We start from the raw sequence: 16,396 nt of genomic DNA on the forward strand, positions 1-16,396 counted from the left end.
CAATAGCGCAAGGGGCTCTTGCACAAAGATGCTACCCGAGGAAGGACCGAGGTGTCGGATCACGACCAGCTGCTGGTGGTCATCGACCCGGTCGCCCGCCGAATCGACGGCGAGTCCGTACGCATCGCGAAAGATGTGCTGTGCGGGGGTTCGGAGGCGAAAATCTGTCTCCCCGACGGGCCTGAGGAATTTGCGCGTGCGCTCACCCGGAGGGGGCACCGCAGGCCCGTCGTGGTCGGTGACGACCGGGCCCTGCTGCGTGCCGTCGCCCTGCTGCACCGCGACCGCTGGCTCGGTGACGGCGCGCTGGCGCTGGTCCCGGTGGGAAGCGCGGTGCAGCTCGCGCACTCGCTCGGCGTGCCGGCCGGGCCGGTCGCGGCGGCGCGGGCGGTGCTGGACGGCGTGGTGCGCCGGCTGGACCTGCTGGTCGACGAGTCCGACGGTGTGGTGCTGGGCGGCCTGTCGATCCCGGCGGTGCGGGCGATGGCGCGGGGGGAGGCGTCCGTGTGGAACGCCTGCCGTTCGCTGGTCCGCACCCTGGTGCGCCCGGCCCCGGCCGCCCCGGCGGCCCGCGCGCACCGGCTGCGCGTGGAGGCCGACGGGGTCCTGCTGGCGGACCTGGACCGCCCGGTCGAGGCCGTGTCGGTCCGGGCGGACCGCGACGGCCGCGCGGAGGTCCTGATCCGGCACCCCGCGGCCACGGAGGCGGTCCGCACGAGCGCCCTGACGGTCACGGTGTCGGGCCCGGACTTCCGCTACCGCGCGGACACCCAGGTGACGGGCCCCGTCCGCACCCGCACCTGGACGGTCCGGCCGGGGGCGTGGGGGCTGACGCTGCCAGTGGCGCAGGCGGCGGAGACGTAGGTCCGGTCGCCGACCGGGCGGCCCCAACGGCGCCTGGGGGTGGCCGGCGGCCGGGTCGGCGTGCCGGCCGCGGGTTCTCGTACAACCAAGTCGTCCCTCCGGTGGTCGGACCGGCTGGGACGCACCGGTGACGTCCCAGCCCGTTCGCGCAGGAGGAAACGCCGTCGGAAACCTCGCCGGTGGATCCGCCGGAGACCTCGTCGCCCGCGACAAGGACGGCGTCCTGTGGCTTTATCTGTGCAAGGCGACGGCACCTGCACCCAGCGCACGAGGATCGGCGGCGGCTGGCAGACCTACACCCAGCTCATCGGCGCCGGCGACGTCGACCACGACGGCAAGACCTCTTCGCCCACCAGCGCAGCACCAACACCGTCTGCCTCTACTCCGGTACCGGCGACCGCCACCGCCCCTTCACGTCCCGCCGATCTCGGACGCCCACAGGGGCGGCACGTACAACCACATGAGCTGAACCAGGAGCCTGACCGGGCGTGGCACCTGCCACGCCCGGAGCAACGCCACGCCCAGAGCCCGCAAGGCGGCGGTGGCCGCGGGGCGTGGCGGGGTTCGCGCTCCTGCTCGGCTGGAGCGGCCAACTGGGCTTCGCCCCGGACCCCGTGGCCCTGCGCCCTGGCGTGCGCGTGCTTCGGGCTCCGCCCGAGGAATCCGCGCGAAGCGCGGCACGGGGTGCGGGGCGAAGCCCCGCTTGCGGGAGAGCTCGGGGTGGGGAAAGGTCACAGTTCCACGCGGAGTTCCCGCAGGCCCCTGATCACGAAACCCTCCCGCCACTCCGGTTCCGACACCGGCCTCATCCCCGGTGCCTGGCGCAGCAGTTCGCCGAACGACGCCGAAAGTTCGAGGCGGGCCAGCGGTGCGCCCAGGCAGTAGTGGATGCCCGCGCCGAAGCTCACGTGGCGGTTGTCGGCGCGGGCCAGGTCCAGGACGTCCGCGCGCGGGAAGCACGCTTCGTCGCGGTTCGCGGAGCCGAACAGCAGCGCCAGTTCCGAGCCGCGCGGGATCACCGTCCCGTCGATCTCGATGTCGTCCAGCACCCAGCGCTCGAAGAGCTGGAGCGGTGTGTCGTACCGCATCAGCTCCTCCACAGCTGTGGACAACATCGAGTGGTCCGCCCGCAGCGCCGCCAGCTGCTCGGGGTGGCGGAAGAGCGTCCACCATCCGTTGGCCGTCGTGTTCACCGTCGCCTCGTGGCCCGCGTTGAGCAGCAGCACGCACGTGGAGATCATCTCCGGCTCGCTGAGCCGGTCGCCCTCCTCGTGCGCCGCGATCAGCGCGGAGATCAGGTCGTCGCCCGGCTCCGCCCGCCGCACCGCGATCAGCTCCCGCAGGTACGCGCTGAATTCGAGCGACGCCCGCACCGCCCGCGCCGCCGTCTCCTCGGACGGGTTCAGCTCGTACATCCCGCAGATGTCCGCGGACCACGGCCGCAGCAGGCCCCGGTCCGACGCGGGGACGCCGAGCATCTCCGCGATCACCGCGACCGGCAGCGGCTCCGCGACCTCGGCCACCAGGTCTCCGCCGCCCGCGCGCCTGAGGTCGGCGACCAGGTCCGCCGCCAGCCGGCGCACCACCGGCTGAAGCGCCTGCACGGTCCGGGGCGTGAACGCCTTCGTCACCAGGCGCCTGATCCGGGTGTGGTCCGGGGCCTCCAGGTCCAGCAGCCCGTGGTCGTTCAGCGTGTGGAACGGCTCGTGCGCGACGGGCGGCGGTGTACGCCCGAACTCCTCGTGCGTGAAGCGGTGCAGATACGTGCGCCCCAGCCGCCGGTCCCGCAACAGCGCCGACACGTCGGCGTGGTGCGGGATCAGGAACTGCCGCGTCGGCTCGAACCAGTGCACCCGCCCCCGTGCCCGCAGCTCGGCGAGAGCCGGGTACGGGTCGGCGGCGAAAGCGGGGGACCAGGGCTCGAACGGTACGTCCATGACGGGACGCTAACCCCGCCTACGACGGCGTGACCAGCCTCGCCTCGTACGCGAACACCGCCGCCTGGGTGCGGTCGCGCAGGCCGAGCTTCACCAGGACCCGGCTCACGTGCGTCTTGATCGTGGACTCGGCGACGACCAGGTGTGAGGCGATCTCCGCGTTCGACAGGCCCTGCGCGATCAGCACCAGCACCTCCGTCTCGCGTTCGGTCAGGTCCCCGACCTGGGTCAGCGCCGCCGGGCGCGGGGTCTCGGCGAGCCGGGAGAACTCGGTGATCAGCCGCCGCGTCACCGTCGGCGCGAGCAGCGCCTCGCCCGCCGCGACCACGCGGACGCCGTCGGCGAGCTGCCGGGCGGAGGCGTCCTTCAGCAGGAAGCCGGAGGCCCCGGCACGCAGCGCCTGGTACACGTACTCGTCCAGGTCGAACGTGGTGAGCACCAGCACCTTCGCCCCGCTGTCGGCGGCGACGATCTCGCGGGTGGCGTCGATGCCGTTCAGCTCCGGCATGCGGATGTCCATCAGGACGACGTCGGGCGCCAGCTCGGCGACCCGGCGCACGGCCTCCCGTCCGTTGACCGCCTCGCCGACGACCTCGATGTCGGGCATGGCGTTGAGCAGGACCGAGAAGCCCTCCCGGACCATGGCCTGGTCGTCGACGATGAGTACGCGGATCGTCATGACAGCTCCTCGGCGGGGTTCGCGGCGACGGGGATGAAGGCGGTCACCTCGTAGCCGCCCTCGTCGGTCGGCCCGGCGGTCATCTCGCCGTTCAGCATCGTCACACGTTCCCGCATGCCCGTGATGCCGTGGCCGGCGCCCTTCGAAAGGGGCGGGCGAAACCCTCGTTGAGGGGTGGTGGTCGGGCGACGGGCGGGATTCACCAGGGCCTGGGGCGCGGTGTTCACCACGCGCAGGCCCAAGCCGCCCAGGACGTAGGAGAGCTCGATCCTGGCGGTGGAACCGGGGGCGTGCCGCAGGGCGTTGCTGAGCGCCTCCTGGATGATCCGGTACGCCGACAGCTCGACGCCCTGGGGCAGCTCGCGCACCGCTCCCGTGACCGTCTTCTGCGTCTGGAGTCCCGCGTCGCGGACGTTGGCGATCAGGTTGTCGAGGTCGCTGAGCATTGGCTGCGGCGCGTCCGGCGCCTCGTAGTCCTCCGCCCGTACGACGCCGAGGATGCGGCGCAGCTCGGTCAGCGCGGCCACCGCGTTCTCGCGGATGGTGGCGAACGCCCGCTCCAGCTCCTCCGGCGGGTTCTCCACCCGGTACGGCGCGGCCTCGGCCTGGATGGCGACGACCGACATGTGGTGCGCGACGACGTCGTGCAGCTCGCGGGCAATCGTCGTGCGCTCCTCCAGGAGCGTGCGCCGGTCGCGCTCGACGGCGGTCACGGTCTGCTGCGCGGCGACCTCCTGCTTCGCCTCGCGGCGGACGAGGAGCATGCTCACGGCCAGCAGGACGACGGCGGATGTGACCAGCATCGGCCCCGCGCCGGGACCGTAGCCGCGGCTGAACACCGTGTCGGCGAACATCCCGTACACCGCGGTGACGAGCCACATCCAGGCGGCCGTCCGCGGCCGGGTGCGCAGGGCCACCACGGTCATCACGCTCAGGTGGGAGAGGAAACCGGCCGATGCCCAGGGCCAGTCGCCCCAGAAGGTCACCACCGCCACGAACGGTGTGCTCACGATCGACACCCACCAGGCGCCCACGGGCCTGACCAGGGTCATCGCGACGGCCGCCGCGGGGACGAAACCTCCCACGACGAAGCCCAGGCCGCCGTGATCGTCGAAGTACCCCAGCATCAGTGTCCACAGCGCGAGGAACAGCACCACGGCGTGCGGCAGCCACACCGCGGCCCGGCGTATCCGCTCACCCGGCAGCCGGCGGACCAGCGGTCCGCCGGTGCTCAGCGGCGGCAGCGGGCGGTAGGCGAACGCGTCGTGGAAGAGGTCCTGGCGCAGGCCGCTGAGCGCTCCTTGGGCCAGGTCGTATTCGGGGCTGCGGGTCTTCTGGGTCACGTGACGAAGGTAAGCGGCCGGGCACCCGCGGTCGTCAGCATCGCTGCGGATCCTGGGGCGTCCGCCTTGAGTACTACTGGTGGGCCCCGGTTTCAGTAGCCGACCGGGCGCACCAGGCCCGTCTCGTACGCGAAGACCGCCGCCTGGGTGCGGTCGCGCAGGCCGAGTTTCACGAGAACCCGGCTCACGTGGGTTTTCACGGTCTGCTCGGCGACGACGAGGGCCTGGGCTATCTCCGCGTTGGACAGGCCCTGGGCGATCAGGGACAGGACCTCCGTCTCACGTTCCGTCAGATCGCCGACGCGCTCCTTGAGCGGGGCGCGCGGCGTCCCGGTCGTCCGGGAGAACTCGGTGATCAGCCGCTTGGTGATGTTCGGGGAGAGCAGCGCGTCCCCGGCGGCCACGACCCGTACGGCGTGCGCGAGTTCGTCGGCCGACGCGTCCTTGAGCAGGAATCCGGACGCGCCCGCGCGCAGCGCCTCGTAGACGTATTCGTCGAGGTCGAAGGTGGTCAGGACGAGCACCTTGGTCGACGGGTCGTGCGCGGTGACGCGGCGGGTGGCCTCGATGCCGCCGAGCTCGGGCATGCGGATGTCCATCAGCACCACGTCGGGCCGCAACTCCCCGGCCCGGGCCACGGCGTCGAGACCGTCGACGGCCTGGCCGACGACCTCGATGTCGGGCTCGGCGTTCAGCAGCACCGTGAAGCCCTGCCGGACCATCATCTGGTCGTCGGCGATCAGCACCCGGATCGTCACTTCTCCCTCTCCCCCTTGGCAGGTGTGTCTCCCGGCAGGAAGGCCGTCACCTCGTAACCCCCGTCCGGTGTGGGCCCGGTCGCGAGGTCGCCGCCGAGCATGGCGGCCCGCTCGCGCATGCCCAGCAGCCCGTGCCCGGCGCCCGGCGAGCGCAGGGCGGGGACGCGGGGCGCGGTGTTGGTGACGCGGACGCGCAAGCCGGGCGTCGAGAAGGCGAGCTCGATCCGCACCGTCGTGCCGGGCGCGTGGCGGATGGCGTTGCTCAGCGCCTCCTGCACGATCCGGAACGCGGACAGCTCCACGCCCGGCGCGAGCGGGCGCCGCTCCCCCGTGGGGACGCAGTCGACGGTCAGCCCGGCGGCCCGCGCGTTCTCGACGAGGGCGTCGAGGCGGGCGAGCGTGGGCAGCGGGCCGTGCGGGGCGGACTCGGCCGCCTCCGGGCTCTCCGAGCGCAGGACGCCGAGCACGCGGCGGAGCTCGGTGAGCGCGTCGAGCGCGTTCTGCCGGATGCCCGCCAGGTTCTCCTTCAGCTCGTCGCTGGGCTCCTTCACCAGGTGGGGCGCGACCTGGGCCTGGATGGAGATCACCGACATGTGGTGGGCGACGACGTCGTGCAGCTCGCGGGCGATGCGGTTGCGTTCCTCCAGCACGGTGCGCCGGGTGCGCTCCTCCGCGGTCAGCGTGGCCTGCCGGCCGAGTTCGGCACGCGCCTGGCTGCGGCCGCGCAGGGCCGTGCCGAGCAGCACGACGACCGTGCACAGGACGACCGCGACCACCCCGGTGGACTGGTAGTCGGGCGCGCCCAGCAGGCCCTGGACGGCATAGGTGAGGAACGCCGTCAGGCCCAGTGCCGCCGCGGACACCCGGGTGCGCACCCGCAGGGCGAGCAGCAGCAGCACGGCCATCTGCCCGAGGATCCCGGCCGCTGTCCACGGCCAGGTGAAGTCGTGTGCGTTGCCTCGCAACAGCTGGTGGCGCACCAGCACGGCGCCCACCACCATGGCCGCCGTCGACACCCACCACGCCGCGGTCGGCCGCCGCAGCGCGAGCACCACCGCACCGCCCTGGGCGAACCCGATCAGGAACCCGAGCTGGGGGCCGAGACCGCCGTTGTCCACCAGCTGTGCCACGCCGCCGAACGTGATCCCGAACGCGGCGATGCAGAGCAGACCGTGCGGGAGCCAGCGCAGCCAGACGAAGGGCGGCAGCGGATCCGGCCGGAAGGACCACAGTCCGTCCCACAGCACCCGCAGCCAGTCCAGAACCCCTCGCCGAAACGCGTGTTGGGGCCCCGTGGTCGTCACACGCCCCACCCTAGACACTGGCGTGCACCTCCGCCGCCACGTCCCGGTCCGGGCCATGCGCCCGCACCACCCGGGTCGCGCGCTTCGGGCGCCCGGGTTCGTACGGGTGGAAGGCCACCCGGCACACCAGCAGGACCAGGGTGAACACCGGCAGCCAGGCGATCCGGGCGAGCACCCACTCGCCGCCGTCGGGCACGGTGTGCAGACCCGGCAGCCGGCCGAAGGACAGCCCGGTGGCCGTGACCGCCATCAGCGCGGTCTGGTGCCACAGGAAGACGGTCATGGCGCAGAGATTGAGCAGGGCGACGGCGGCCCAGGCGGCGGGCCTTGTCAGCACGCGGCGCAGCGGGCCGAGCAGCAGCAGGGCGGCACCGCACTGGGCGAGCCCGAAGGTGACGGCGGCGAGTGTGGGCGGATTGAGGTTGGAGACGGGCGCTCCCGGGACGCCGACCATGGACGCCGGGTATCCGGCCCACGCCACGAGCGCGGCCGTGGCCGCCGCGCCGCCCAGCAGCAGTGCCCAGCGCACGCCCGTGCCCGGCTCCCGGCGGGCCCAGGCGGTGCCGAGGCAGTACGGGGCGAGCCAGCCGGCCGCGACGTTGACCCAGCCCAGCCAGGCGGGCCCGCCGAAGCCGAAGCGGAACAGGTCCACGTGCAGCACGACGGCGAGGGACCACAGCGGATGCAGGCGGGCGACGAGCGGAGTCGCCGCGGTCAGTGCGGCGAACACGAGCAGGAACCACAGCGGGGACAGGGCCGGCCCGAGCAGGGTACGCACGGTCCCCGTCCCGGTGCCCATGGCCGACGCGGCCGCGGACACGACGGCCCACAGCACGAGCACGGCGGCCACGGGACGGAACAGACGGGCGAACCGGGCACGCAGCCAGGTGAGGTGGCCCCCGCAGTACGCGGCACGGCTGCGGGCGGCCACGTATCCGCCGACCAGGAAGAAGACGGCGAGGGTCTGGAACAGCCAGGAGACGGGGGCGAGTTCGGGCAGGTGGCGGAGCGGGGAGTCGCCGTGCAGCGCCCCGCCGTCCGCGACGAGCGCGGTGACCAGCCAGTGCCCGAGGACGACGCCGCCGATGGCGAACGCGCGCAGGGCGTCCACGGCCCGGTCCCTGCCCGGCGGCGTCGCGGCGTCGACGCGGCGGACGAGGCCACGGAGGTCAGCCACGGGAGACCTCCGCCGTGCGGCCGGCGGCGATCAGCGCGAGGTTGCGCAGTGCGGTGGAGCCGGGCCGCAGGTAGTCGCTGTGGCCGCCGCCGCCCGCGTCGAAGACCCGGGCCCCGAACGCCTCCGTCACGGGGTCCGTGCCGAAACCGGCCTCGGTGCCGAGGAGTTCGAACCGTACGTGCGGGACGCCGGCGATCCAGTCGTCGCCGCCGCGCCCAGCCCAGACGGTGGCACGGGTGCGCAGGGCGGCGGCGGAGTCGGCTCCGGTGCCGGGGCTGCCGAAGAGGGCGATGTCGGTGACCGCCGCGGTCTCGGGCCGGTGGGCGGCGCGGGCGCAGACGACGGAGCCGTAGGAGTGGCACAGGAGCGACACCGGGGCCGCGCCCTTGGCGGCGCTCAGTTCGCCGACGAACGCGGCCAGTTCGTCCGCCGCGTCGTCGGCGCGGCCGCTGGTCAGGACGTCGGTGCCGACGGTCCGCGGGGTGGCGTACCCGAGCCAGGCGACGACGGCGGTGCGGTCTGCGCCGGTGCCGCGCAGGGCTTGGTGGAGCGCGGCCGCCCCGGCGCGGAAGCGTGCGTAGGTGTCGAGATGGGTGTCCGAGCCGGGCACGAGGACGGTGACGCGGTCGGCGCGCGCCAAGGCCCCGAACACCTCGGCGGCGCGTCCTCCGTCGCGGCCGTCGAACGTGAGGAACTGCCGCCCGTCCGCCGCCATCGCCCGCAGCGCGCGGGCCCGCCGGTGGTCGCCGTGGCCGTCCGCGACGCGGGCGGCGGCGCGGATGCCGGACCGGGTGGTGGCGTACCGGGCGTCCAGGGCGGGCAGTTCGGCGGCGCTGAGCGGTGCGAGGGCGGCCGGTTCGGGAGCGGGGACGGCGGACGGCCTCGCTGCGGCCGACACCGGGACGGCCACGGCCGCGGCGAGGAACGCGGCGAGCAGGGTGCGGCGCAGGCGGGACGCCATGAGGATTCCTTCCGGTCCGGATCGCTGGTCCGGACAGGACGTTAGGAATCCGGGCGGTGGCCGGGCGTCCCGCGCGAGAGCGCACTTGCCGCGTAGCTCTCAGGTATGACGAGTAGGGGCGGCGGTCAGGCCCGGAAGGCGTCCGCGTGCTCGGCGGCCCACTCGGCGAACGTCCTGGCCGGCCGGCCCGTCACCTCCTCGACGGTGGAGACGACCGTGCGGCCCACCGGCGGGGTGTTCCCGTACGCCTCCAGCAGGAAGCCGATCACGTCGTCGGCGAGACCGGAGGCGCGCCACCGGCCGACGGCCTCCTCCTCCGTCAGCTCGACGATCCGGATGGCGCGCCCGCGCGCGGCGGCCAGCGTCTCCGTCTTGTCCGTCAGGGTCAGCACCTCGGGCCCGGTGATCACGTACTCCTTTCCGCCGTGGCCGTCCTCGGTGAGGGCGACGGCCGCGACCGCGCCGATGTCGGCCTCGTGGACCATGGCGCTGAGCCGGTCGACGAACGGCTCGTGCACCTCGCCGGCGGTACGCACGCCGTCCGCCCACTCCAGGGCGTTGGCCATGAACTCCACCGGCATCAGCACGGTCCACGGGACCCGCCCCGCCCGCACGGCGTCCTCCAGCAGGCTGGGCCCGCCGCCGTGCAGCACGGTGATCCGCCGTACGCCGGCCTCGACAGCGAGTTCCAGGATGCGCGGGCCGGTCTCCAGCGGGGCGAAGTACGGCCCGCCGAAGGTGATCAGGTGCAGGCCGGTCACGCCCTGGAGAGCGGCGGCGAGCGTGCCGGGGTCGGTGAGGTCGCCCCGGACGACGTCCACCCCGGCGGGGAAGTCGGCCCGGGCGGGATCGCGGGTCAGGGCGCGGACGGAGTGTCCACGGCGCAGCAGCTCGGCGACCACCTGGCGGCCGACGGTTCCGGTTGCTCCGGTCACGAGATTCGTCATGGGAAGACCGTAGGAAGCCTTGCGGTCAGGTTCTGTCCGCAACACCGGCCTTTCTCACCAGGCCAGTTGGGCGATCTCCTCGGCCACGACGGCGCAGGCGTCCGCGGCCGGGTCGATGAGCGGGAAGTGTCCGACCTCCTCCAGCAGGGTCAGGCCGACGGTCTCGCCCGCCTTCGCCGCGGCGTCGACGAACGCCTCGCTCACCGTGGGCGGCACGACGATGTCCGTGCGGCCGTGGACGACGACGGTCGCGATGCCCGTGGGCAGCAGGACGGCCGGGTCGGTGTGCGCGGCCCGCTGCTCGTACTCGCCCTCCGCACCCAGCAGTTGGCCCACCGCGCCGCCGCACACGTCGAGCCCGACGGCGTGCGCGAAGTCGGCGATCGGGGCGAGTGCGACGACGCCGCGCAGGTCGGGCGGCGCGGGCAGCCGCCACGGCGAACCGGCCGGCAGGACGTGCCGGGCGGCGGCCCACAGCGCGAGCTGCCCGCCCGCGGAGTGACCGGTGACGACGGTGCGCCGCGGGTCCGCCTGCGGCAGCGCCCGCCGGGCCAGGTCCGGCAGCGCGTCCAGGGCGGCGGCGACGTCGTCGAACGTCTCCGGCCACCGTCCCGCGACGGGCCCGGTCCCCCGCTGCTGCGGGATCTCGCGCCCGCGCCGGTACTCGACGTTGGCGACGGCGAGCCCGCGGCGGGCGAGGAAGTCCGCGAACGGGGTGACGTGCTGCCGGTCGTACGGCGCCCGCCAGGCCCCGCCGTGCAGCAGCACGACGAGCGGGGCACCGGCCCGGCCGTCGCGCGGCGCGTAGAAGTCGACGACCTGATCGGGATGCTCCCCGTAGGCGGCGGAGGCGTCCGGCACGACGGCAGGATGCGAGAGGGCCGACGCTTCCTCGGCGGCGTCACGGGCGACGGGGTCCGGCATGTGCTGCTCCAACAGTCCCGCGGTGTGTCGTATTCAACCTGACCAGCGCGGACGCTATCAGTTGCGGGGGCGGGAGGCGCTGCGTGCGGGGGCCGCTGCGCGGCCCGGGTTCGGGGCGCAGCCCCGAGCGGGGCCCGGGGGCAGCGCCCCCGGAGTATCAGCCGCGCAGCACCTCCGACAGCACCCGCGCCGCCCGCTCCACGTCACCGAAGCCCACGTACAGCGGCGTGAAGCCGAACCGCAGGACGTCCGGGCGGCGGAGGTCGCCGATCACGCCGCGGTCGATCAGCTCCCGCATCACCCGCGGCGCGTCCTCGCAGCGCAGCGCCACCTGACTGCCCCGTTCCCGGTGCGCGGCAGGGGTCAGCGACCTCACCGACCCGGCCGGGACGTACGCCTCGACGCACTCCAGGAAGAAGTCCGTCAGCGCCAGGCTCTTGGCCCGTACCGCGTCGATCGAGACCCCCTCCCAGACGTCGAGCGACGCCTCCAGCGCCAGCATGGAGAGGATGTCGGGCGTGCCGACCCTCCCCCGCAGCGCGCCGGCCGCGGCCTCGTAGCCGGGAGTCATCGAGAACGGGTCCGTGTGCGAGTTCCACCCCGGCAGCGGCGAGTCGAAGCCGGCCTGGTGGCGCTCGGCGACGTACAGGTACGCCGGTGAACCGGGGCCACCGTTCAGGTACTTGTACGTGCAGCCGACCGCGAGGTCGACCCCGTGCTCGTCCAGCCCCACGGGCAGCGCGCCGGCGCTGTGGCACAGGTCCCAGACCGCGAGCGCGCCCGCCGCGTGGACCGCCGCCGTCAGGCCGGGCAGGTCGTGGAGCCGGCCCGAGCGGTAGTCGACGTGGTTGACGAGCGCGAGCGCCGTCGTCGGCCCGAGGGCCGCGGGCAGGTCCGCGGGGTCGACAGGGACCAGCTGCTTTCCGGTCATCCGGGCGGCGGACTCGGCGATGTACCCGTCCGTCGGAAACGTCGTGGCGTCCACCAAAACATCCGTACGCGCCGGGTCGTCCACCAGCCGTACCGCGCCCACGACCGCCTTGAAGACGTTGACGCTCGTGGAGTCGCCGACCACGACCTGCCCCGGCGCCGCGCCCACCAGCGGCGCGATCCGGTCGCCGATCCGCTCCGGCGCCGTCCACCATCCGCTCTCGTCCCACGAACGGATGCGCAGCTCACCCCACTGACGCGTCACCACATCGGCGACGCGGGCCGGCACGTGCGCGGGCAGCGCGCCCAGCGAGTTTCCGTCCAGATACACAGCCTCGTCGAGCGCGAACAGCTTGCGCGCGGCGGCCAATTCGTCTGCGGCGTCCAGCGCCGCGGCCTTCCCGGCCAGTGCCTCAGACATGGCTGCGCGCCGTCCACAGCTCGGGGAAGACGTTCTTGGCGGCCCGCTTCTCCAGCCAGGAGACGCCCGCCGAACCACCCGTGCCGACCTTCGAGCCCATCGCCCGCCGCGTCGCCACGAGATGGTCGTTGCGCCATCGCCACACCAGCTCGCCCACGTCGGTGAGCGCCTCGCCCAGGCGTACCAGCTCGGAGTCCTGGTCCTCGACGTCGTACAGCTCGGCCCACACCCGCTCGATCTGCTCGGACGGCTCGTACTTCTGCGACAGGTCCCGCTTGAGCACCTCGGCCGGTATCGCGTGGCCCCGGCGCGCCAGCAGCCTGAGCACCTCGTCGTACAGACTCGGCTCGTGCAGGGCCTTCTCCAGCTCCGCGTGCACGCGCGGCGCGCCGCGGTGCGGCACCAGCATCGACGCCGACTTCTCGCCGAGCAGGAACTCCATGCGCCGGTACATGGCCGACTGGAAGCCGGAGCCCTCGCCGAGGGCGTCGCGGTAGGCGTTGAACTGAGCAGGGGTGAGATTGGCGATCGGCCGCCAGGAGGCGTTCAACGCCTCCAGCTCCCGCACGGAGCGCCTGAGCGCGTCCATCGCGACAGGGACGCGGTCCTCCCGCAGCGCGCGGGCCGCGGTCTCCCACTCGTGGACGATCACCGTGAACCACAGCTCCATGACCTGGGTCGTGACCAGGAAGACCATCTCGCCCGGGTCGTCGGAACGGGGGTGCTGGAGGTGGGTGAGGACGTCCGCCTGGACGTAGTCCTCGTACGGAGTGGTGCCCGCGAAGTCCAGATTCGGGGCGGCGTCATGTGACATTTCTGTCTCCTCGACGAATCCGGGTAGCGGTCCGCCCCTTCCTGATCGGTGTGGGCCCCGGTCCCCACCCGCATCATAGGACGAGGTTCACACCGGTGGTCCGGTGAGATACGTCCCGTTCTCGTCGTAGGGCCAGGCGTTGGACATGCAGCCGTTCAGGCCCTTGATCTGCTGCATCATCACCGGTGCCGGGCGGCCCGGGCCGGGACAGCCCATGTGCTGCCGGACGCCGATCTCGTGTCCCACCTCGTGGTTGATGATCAGGTGCCGGTACTCGGCGGGCGTCCCGGCGAACGTCGGCGAGCCCAGCAGCCACCGCTTCAGATTGACGACGACGCCCTCGACGGTCTCGCAGTTCAGCTCGCCGCGGGTGTTGAGGCCCTGGGCGAGGCAGAGCCGGTCGGCGGTGGCCGGGGTGGCGATCCTGATGACGAAGTCGGCGTTCGACGAGACGAGCTGGAACCGGCCGCGGCCGTGGGCGGCCCAGCCCTGCGGATGGGCGAGGATCTCCTCGATCTCGGCCGCCGCCTGCCGTGCGGGCAGGTCGATGCCGTCCTCGACCTCGACCCGGTAGCGGCGCAGTGTGCCGGTGCCGACCGCCGCGCCGGTGGCCTGCGCGACGGTGAACGTCCCCTTTCCGGACCCGGGCACCTTCGGCGGCCCGCTCGGCTTCGCGGACGCCTTGGGCGACGCGGTCGCACTGGGGCGCGGCGAGGCGGAGGCGGACGGCTTCGGGTCGGCCTCGGGGGACGTCAGTGGTGCGGCGCTGGACCTCTCGGACGGGGCCGCGGACGGGGCCGCGGACGCGGCGCGGTCACCGGCTGCGGTGGCACCGCTGCGCCAGTGGGCGAGGGCGGCGCCACCGCCGATGGACAGGACACCGACGAGCAGGCCGAGTACGAGCATCGGACCGAGCGCACGGCCACGCGCCCGATTCCGGCGGGACGAAACGCGTTGGGACGAGGCCCGGCGGGACGAAGTCCGGCGGCCGCGTCCACGCCCGCGTCCGGCGGCGGCGCGCTTGCCCAAGACGGATCTCTCCCCTGATTCGGCCGGCTTGTCGGCGAGAGAGGGTAGGGGCCTCCGCTCCGGCGGTGTACATCGGTTGCGGACGAGTAAATCGACAGCGCGTGCGATCGTACCCGGGAGGACGTCACCCACCGGACAGCGGTTCCACGGCCCGGGCCGGTGCCGTGTGCCAATGGCAGACTTCAGGCATGAACCTTCACGAGAACCTGCTCGGCGGCCCGCCCCCGACGCACCTGCCGGAGAACGCAGAGGCCTACCGGATGCTCGCCGAGCAGTCCGCTGCGCCTGCCGAGGTCGCCGCCGCGCACCCGACCTTCTCCCTGGCGTGGGCGATGCTGGCCGACGACGCCTTCGAGGCCGGGCGTGTGGTGGAGTCCTACGCCTACGCCCGTACCGGGTACCACCGCGGGCTCGACGCCCTGCGCCGCGCGGGCTGGAAGGGCCACGGCCCGATCCCCTTCAGCCACCGCGCCAACCGCGGCTTCCTGCGCTGCCTGGCGGCCCTGGCGCGCGCCGCGGCCGCGATCGAGGAGACGGAGGAGGCGGACCGCTGCTGGCAGTTCCTCAAGGACAGCAGCGACGAGGCCTACGCAGAACTGAAGCGCTAGCCCGCCCACCGTCCCGCCCCGGCAAACCCCAGCCCCGCCGGCGCTTGAGGCGCGGGGTCCGGGGCGGAGCCCCGACGAGGGCGTGGGCGACCCAGCCCGACAGTGCTCGACGCGCGGGACGCGGGGGCACCCGCCCCGGCAAACCCAGCCCCGCCGGCGCTTGAGGCGCGGGGCTCGGGGCGGAGCCCCGCCGGGGGCAACCGCCCGCGGCGACGCGTCACGCGTCCGGCCGCTCCCCCCGCCCCGGCGGCTCCAGCGGCGGCGCCGCCACCCCGCAGTTCATCCGGCACTGCGGATGCGCGTGCTCCTCCGCCGGAGCCGCCGCCGGTGCCCGGACCGTCGCCCAGGCGATCACCGCACCCGCCACCAGCACCCCCGCGCACATCGGGATCGCCCGCCGGAACGTCTCCCCGAACTCCGCCGCCGAGCGGTACGCCTCCGGCCCCATCCCCGCCAGCAGCGGCAGCGCCGCGACAGCGATCAGGCCCGCCGCGCGGGCCGCCGCGTTGTTGATGCCGCTGGCGATCCCGGCCCGCGCGGTGTCCACGGACGCCAGGACGGTCGCGGTCAGCGGAGCCACCAGGGTCACCATGCCCATGCCCATCACCAACAGCGCGGGCAGCACGTCCGCCACGTACGAGGCGTTCTCGCCGACCCGGAGCATCAGCATCGTCCCGGCGGCGCACAGCAGCGGGCCGACGGCCAGCGGGATGCGCGGCCCGATCCGTTCCCCCAGCTCCCCGGCCCGTGCCGACAGCAGGAGCATCAGCACGGTGGTCGGCAGCAGCGCCGCACCGGTGCCCAGCGCCGAGTAGCCCGCGACGACCTGGAGCTGCAGCGCGACGAGGAAGAAGAACCCGCCGAACGCCGCGTACACGCACAGCGTCACCAGGTTGACCGCCGTGAACTGCCGGATCGCGAAGACCGACAGCGGCAGCATCGGCTCGGGCCGCCGCCGCTCGACCAGGACGAAGACCGCCCCCACCAGCACCCCCACGAGCCCGGGCCACGGCGTCGCGTCGATGAGCGCGTACGTCACCAGGCCCAGCGCCGCCGCGCCGAGCACCGCGCCCAGCACGTCGAAGCGGCCCGTGGCCCGCAGGTCGCGCGACTCGGGGACGTGCCGCAGCGCCACGGGCACGCACACCGCAGCCAGCGGCACATTGAGCAGGAAGATCCAGCGCCAGCCGGGCCCGTCCACGAGCCAGCCGCCGACAAATGGTCCGATCGCCGCGCCGACGCCGCCGAGCCCCGACCACAGCCCGACCGCGCGGGCCCGGTCGTCGGGATGGAAGCTCGCCTGGATCAGGGCCAGCGACCCCGGGGTGAGCAGCGCACCGCCGATGCCCTGCAGGGCCCGGGCGGCGATCAGGATGCTGCCGTTCGGAGCGAGTCCGCACAGCAGCGAGCCCACGGCGAACCAGACCACGCCGAGGACGAAGATCCGCCGCCGGCCGTAGCGGTCGCCGAGCGCTCCCCCGAGAAGGATGAGTGCGGCCAGCGTGAGCATGTACGCGTTGACGGTCCACTGCAGGACGGCCAGGTCGACGTCGAGGTCCCGGCCGATCCGGGGCAGGGCGACGTTGACGACGGTCGAGTCGAGCAGCGCCATGCCGGAGCCGAGGACGGTGGTGAGGACCACCCAGCACCCCTGGGCTGAGGACAGCCTGATGTCCATACGGGCATCCTCCCGGCCCCCA

The 16,396-nt window shown here is 73.7% G+C and carries 15 protein-coding genes; 2 read left to right on the top strand and 13 right to left on the bottom strand.

From position 1 onward, the window contains the following. Positions 1 to 51: 51 nt before the first annotated feature. Positions 52 to 864 carry a diacylglycerol kinase gene (locus ACLB9X_RS11575; protein WP_410360208.1) on the top strand — a complete coding sequence of 271 codons (813 nt, stop codon included), beginning with the start codon at positions 52 to 54 and terminating at the stop codon, positions 862 to 864. Positions 865 to 1,595: 731 nt separating this feature from the next. Here ACLB9X_RS11575 and ACLB9X_RS11580 read toward each other — a convergent pair. The 12 genes from ACLB9X_RS11580 to ACLB9X_RS11635 form a co-directional block, all read right to left on the bottom strand. Next, entirely contained in the window at positions 1,596 to 2,801 is a 1,206-nt protein-coding gene (locus tag ACLB9X_RS11580) for a cytochrome P450 (protein WP_410360209.1), read from the bottom strand. Between the two features lie 19 nt (positions 2,802 to 2,820). Beyond that, a complete protein-coding gene (locus tag ACLB9X_RS11585) occupies positions 2,821 to 3,480 on the bottom strand; it encodes a response regulator (protein WP_410360210.1) in 660 nt (219 codons plus the stop codon). Then, the gene (locus ACLB9X_RS11590; RefSeq protein ID WP_410360211.1) at positions 3,477 to 4,823 is read right to left on the bottom strand and encodes a sensor histidine kinase; all 1,347 of its coding nucleotides are present in this window, start codon (positions 4,821 to 4,823) and stop codon (positions 3,477 to 3,479) included. Before ACLB9X_RS11590 ends, ACLB9X_RS11585 begins: the two co-directional genes overlap by 4 nt. A gap of 92 nt (positions 4,824 to 4,915) precedes the next feature. Next, complete coding sequence (locus ACLB9X_RS11595) at positions 4,916 to 5,548, bottom strand: response regulator (protein ID WP_410360528.1); 633 nt, start codon at positions 5,546 to 5,548, stop codon at positions 4,916 to 4,918. Positions 5,549 to 5,577: 29 nt separating this feature from the next. Next, complete coding sequence (locus ACLB9X_RS11600; protein WP_410360212.1) at positions 5,578 to 6,903, bottom strand: sensor histidine kinase; 1,326 nt, start codon at positions 6,901 to 6,903, stop codon at positions 5,578 to 5,580. Continuing rightward, entirely contained in the window at positions 6,896 to 8,062 is a 1,167-nt protein-coding gene (locus tag ACLB9X_RS11605) for an acyltransferase family protein (protein WP_410360213.1), read from the bottom strand. Before ACLB9X_RS11605 ends, ACLB9X_RS11600 begins: the two co-directional genes overlap by 8 nt. Beyond that, positions 8,055 to 9,023, bottom strand: coding sequence for an alpha/beta hydrolase (locus ACLB9X_RS11610; protein WP_410360214.1), 969 nt, complete (start codon positions 9,021 to 9,023; stop codon positions 8,055 to 8,057). The genes ACLB9X_RS11605 and ACLB9X_RS11610 overlap by 8 nt, the downstream gene beginning before the upstream one ends. A gap of 125 nt (positions 9,024 to 9,148) precedes the next feature. After that, positions 9,149 to 9,970 carry an SDR family oxidoreductase gene (locus ACLB9X_RS11615; protein ID WP_410360215.1) on the bottom strand — a complete coding sequence of 274 codons (822 nt, stop codon included), beginning with the start codon at positions 9,968 to 9,970 and terminating at the stop codon, positions 9,149 to 9,151. Positions 9,971 to 10,024: 54 nt separating this feature from the next. Further along, entirely contained in the window at positions 10,025 to 10,894 is an 870-nt protein-coding gene (locus ACLB9X_RS11620; RefSeq protein ID WP_410360216.1) for an alpha/beta hydrolase family protein, read from the bottom strand. Positions 10,895 to 11,051: 157 nt separating this feature from the next. Continuing rightward, on the bottom strand, positions 11,052 to 12,245 hold the full coding sequence (kynU, locus tag ACLB9X_RS11625) for a kynureninase (RefSeq protein WP_410360217.1): 1,194 nt from the start codon (positions 12,243 to 12,245) through the stop codon (positions 11,052 to 11,054). Next, positions 12,238 to 13,059 carry a tryptophan 2,3-dioxygenase family protein gene (locus tag ACLB9X_RS11630; RefSeq protein ID WP_410360218.1) on the bottom strand — a complete coding sequence of 274 codons (822 nt, stop codon included), beginning with the start codon at positions 13,057 to 13,059 and terminating at the stop codon, positions 12,238 to 12,240. Before ACLB9X_RS11630 ends, kynU begins: the two co-directional genes overlap by 8 nt. Positions 13,060 to 13,146: 87 nt before the next feature. Then, positions 13,147 to 13,965, bottom strand: a complete 819-nt coding sequence (locus ACLB9X_RS11635) for a DUF3152 domain-containing protein (protein ID WP_410360219.1) — start codon at positions 13,963 to 13,965, stop codon at positions 13,147 to 13,149. 311 nt (positions 13,966 to 14,276) lie between these two features. Here ACLB9X_RS11635 and ACLB9X_RS11640 point away from each other — a divergent pair, with 311 nt between their 5' ends. Continuing rightward, positions 14,277 to 14,696, top strand: coding sequence for a DUF3151 domain-containing protein (locus tag ACLB9X_RS11640; protein WP_410360220.1), 420 nt, complete (start codon positions 14,277 to 14,279; stop codon positions 14,694 to 14,696). 217 nt (positions 14,697 to 14,913) lie between these two features. Here ACLB9X_RS11640 and ACLB9X_RS11645 read toward each other — a convergent pair whose 3' ends face one another. After that, complete coding sequence (locus ACLB9X_RS11645; protein ID WP_410360221.1) at positions 14,914 to 16,374, bottom strand: MFS transporter; 1,461 nt, start codon at positions 16,372 to 16,374, stop codon at positions 14,914 to 14,916. Positions 16,375 to 16,396: the final 22 nt, after the last annotated feature.

Source organism: Streptomyces sp. 5K101 (genome assembly GCF_046506645.1).
In the GTDB taxonomy this organism is placed as follows: Bacteria; Actinomycetota; Actinomycetes; order Streptomycetales; family Streptomycetaceae; genus Streptomyces.

What these genes read in the sequence shown, in the direction of transcription:
- ACLB9X_RS11645 (WP_410360221.1), bottom strand. Translation starts at nt 16,374, where the DNA reads ATGGACATCAGGCTGTCCTCAGCCCAGGGGTGCTGGGTGGTCCTCACC.
- ACLB9X_RS11620 (WP_410360216.1), bottom strand. Translation starts at nt 10,894, where the DNA reads ATGCCGGACCCCGTCGCCCGTGACGCCGCCGAGGAAGCGTCGGCCCTC.
- ACLB9X_RS11585 (WP_410360210.1), bottom strand. Translation starts at nt 3,480, where the DNA reads ATGACGATCCGCGTACTCATCGTCGACGACCAGGCCATGGTCCGGGAG.
- ACLB9X_RS11640 (WP_410360220.1), top strand. Translation starts at nt 14,277, where the DNA reads ATGAACCTTCACGAGAACCTGCTCGGCGGCCCGCCCCCGACGCACCTG.
- ACLB9X_RS11610 (WP_410360214.1), bottom strand. Translation starts at nt 9,023, where the DNA reads ATGGCGTCCCGCCTGCGCCGCACCCTGCTCGCCGCGTTCCTCGCCGCG.
- kynU (WP_410360217.1), bottom strand. Translation starts at nt 12,245, where the DNA reads ATGTCTGAGGCACTGGCCGGGAAGGCCGCGGCGCTGGACGCCGCAGAC.
- ACLB9X_RS11630 (WP_410360218.1), bottom strand. Translation starts at nt 13,059, where the DNA reads ATGTCACATGACGCCGCCCCGAATCTGGACTTCGCGGGCACCACTCCG.
- ACLB9X_RS11615 (WP_410360215.1), bottom strand. Translation starts at nt 9,970, where the DNA reads ATGACGAATCTCGTGACCGGAGCAACCGGAACCGTCGGCCGCCAGGTG.
- ACLB9X_RS11595 (WP_410360528.1), bottom strand. Translation starts at nt 5,548, where the DNA reads ATGATGGTCCGGCAGGGCTTCACGGTGCTGCTGAACGCCGAGCCCGAC.
- ACLB9X_RS11635 (WP_410360219.1), bottom strand. Translation starts at nt 13,965, where the DNA reads ATGCTCGTACTCGGCCTGCTCGTCGGTGTCCTGTCCATCGGCGGTGGC.
- ACLB9X_RS11580 (WP_410360209.1), bottom strand. Translation starts at nt 2,801, where the DNA reads ATGGACGTACCGTTCGAGCCCTGGTCCCCCGCTTTCGCCGCCGACCCG.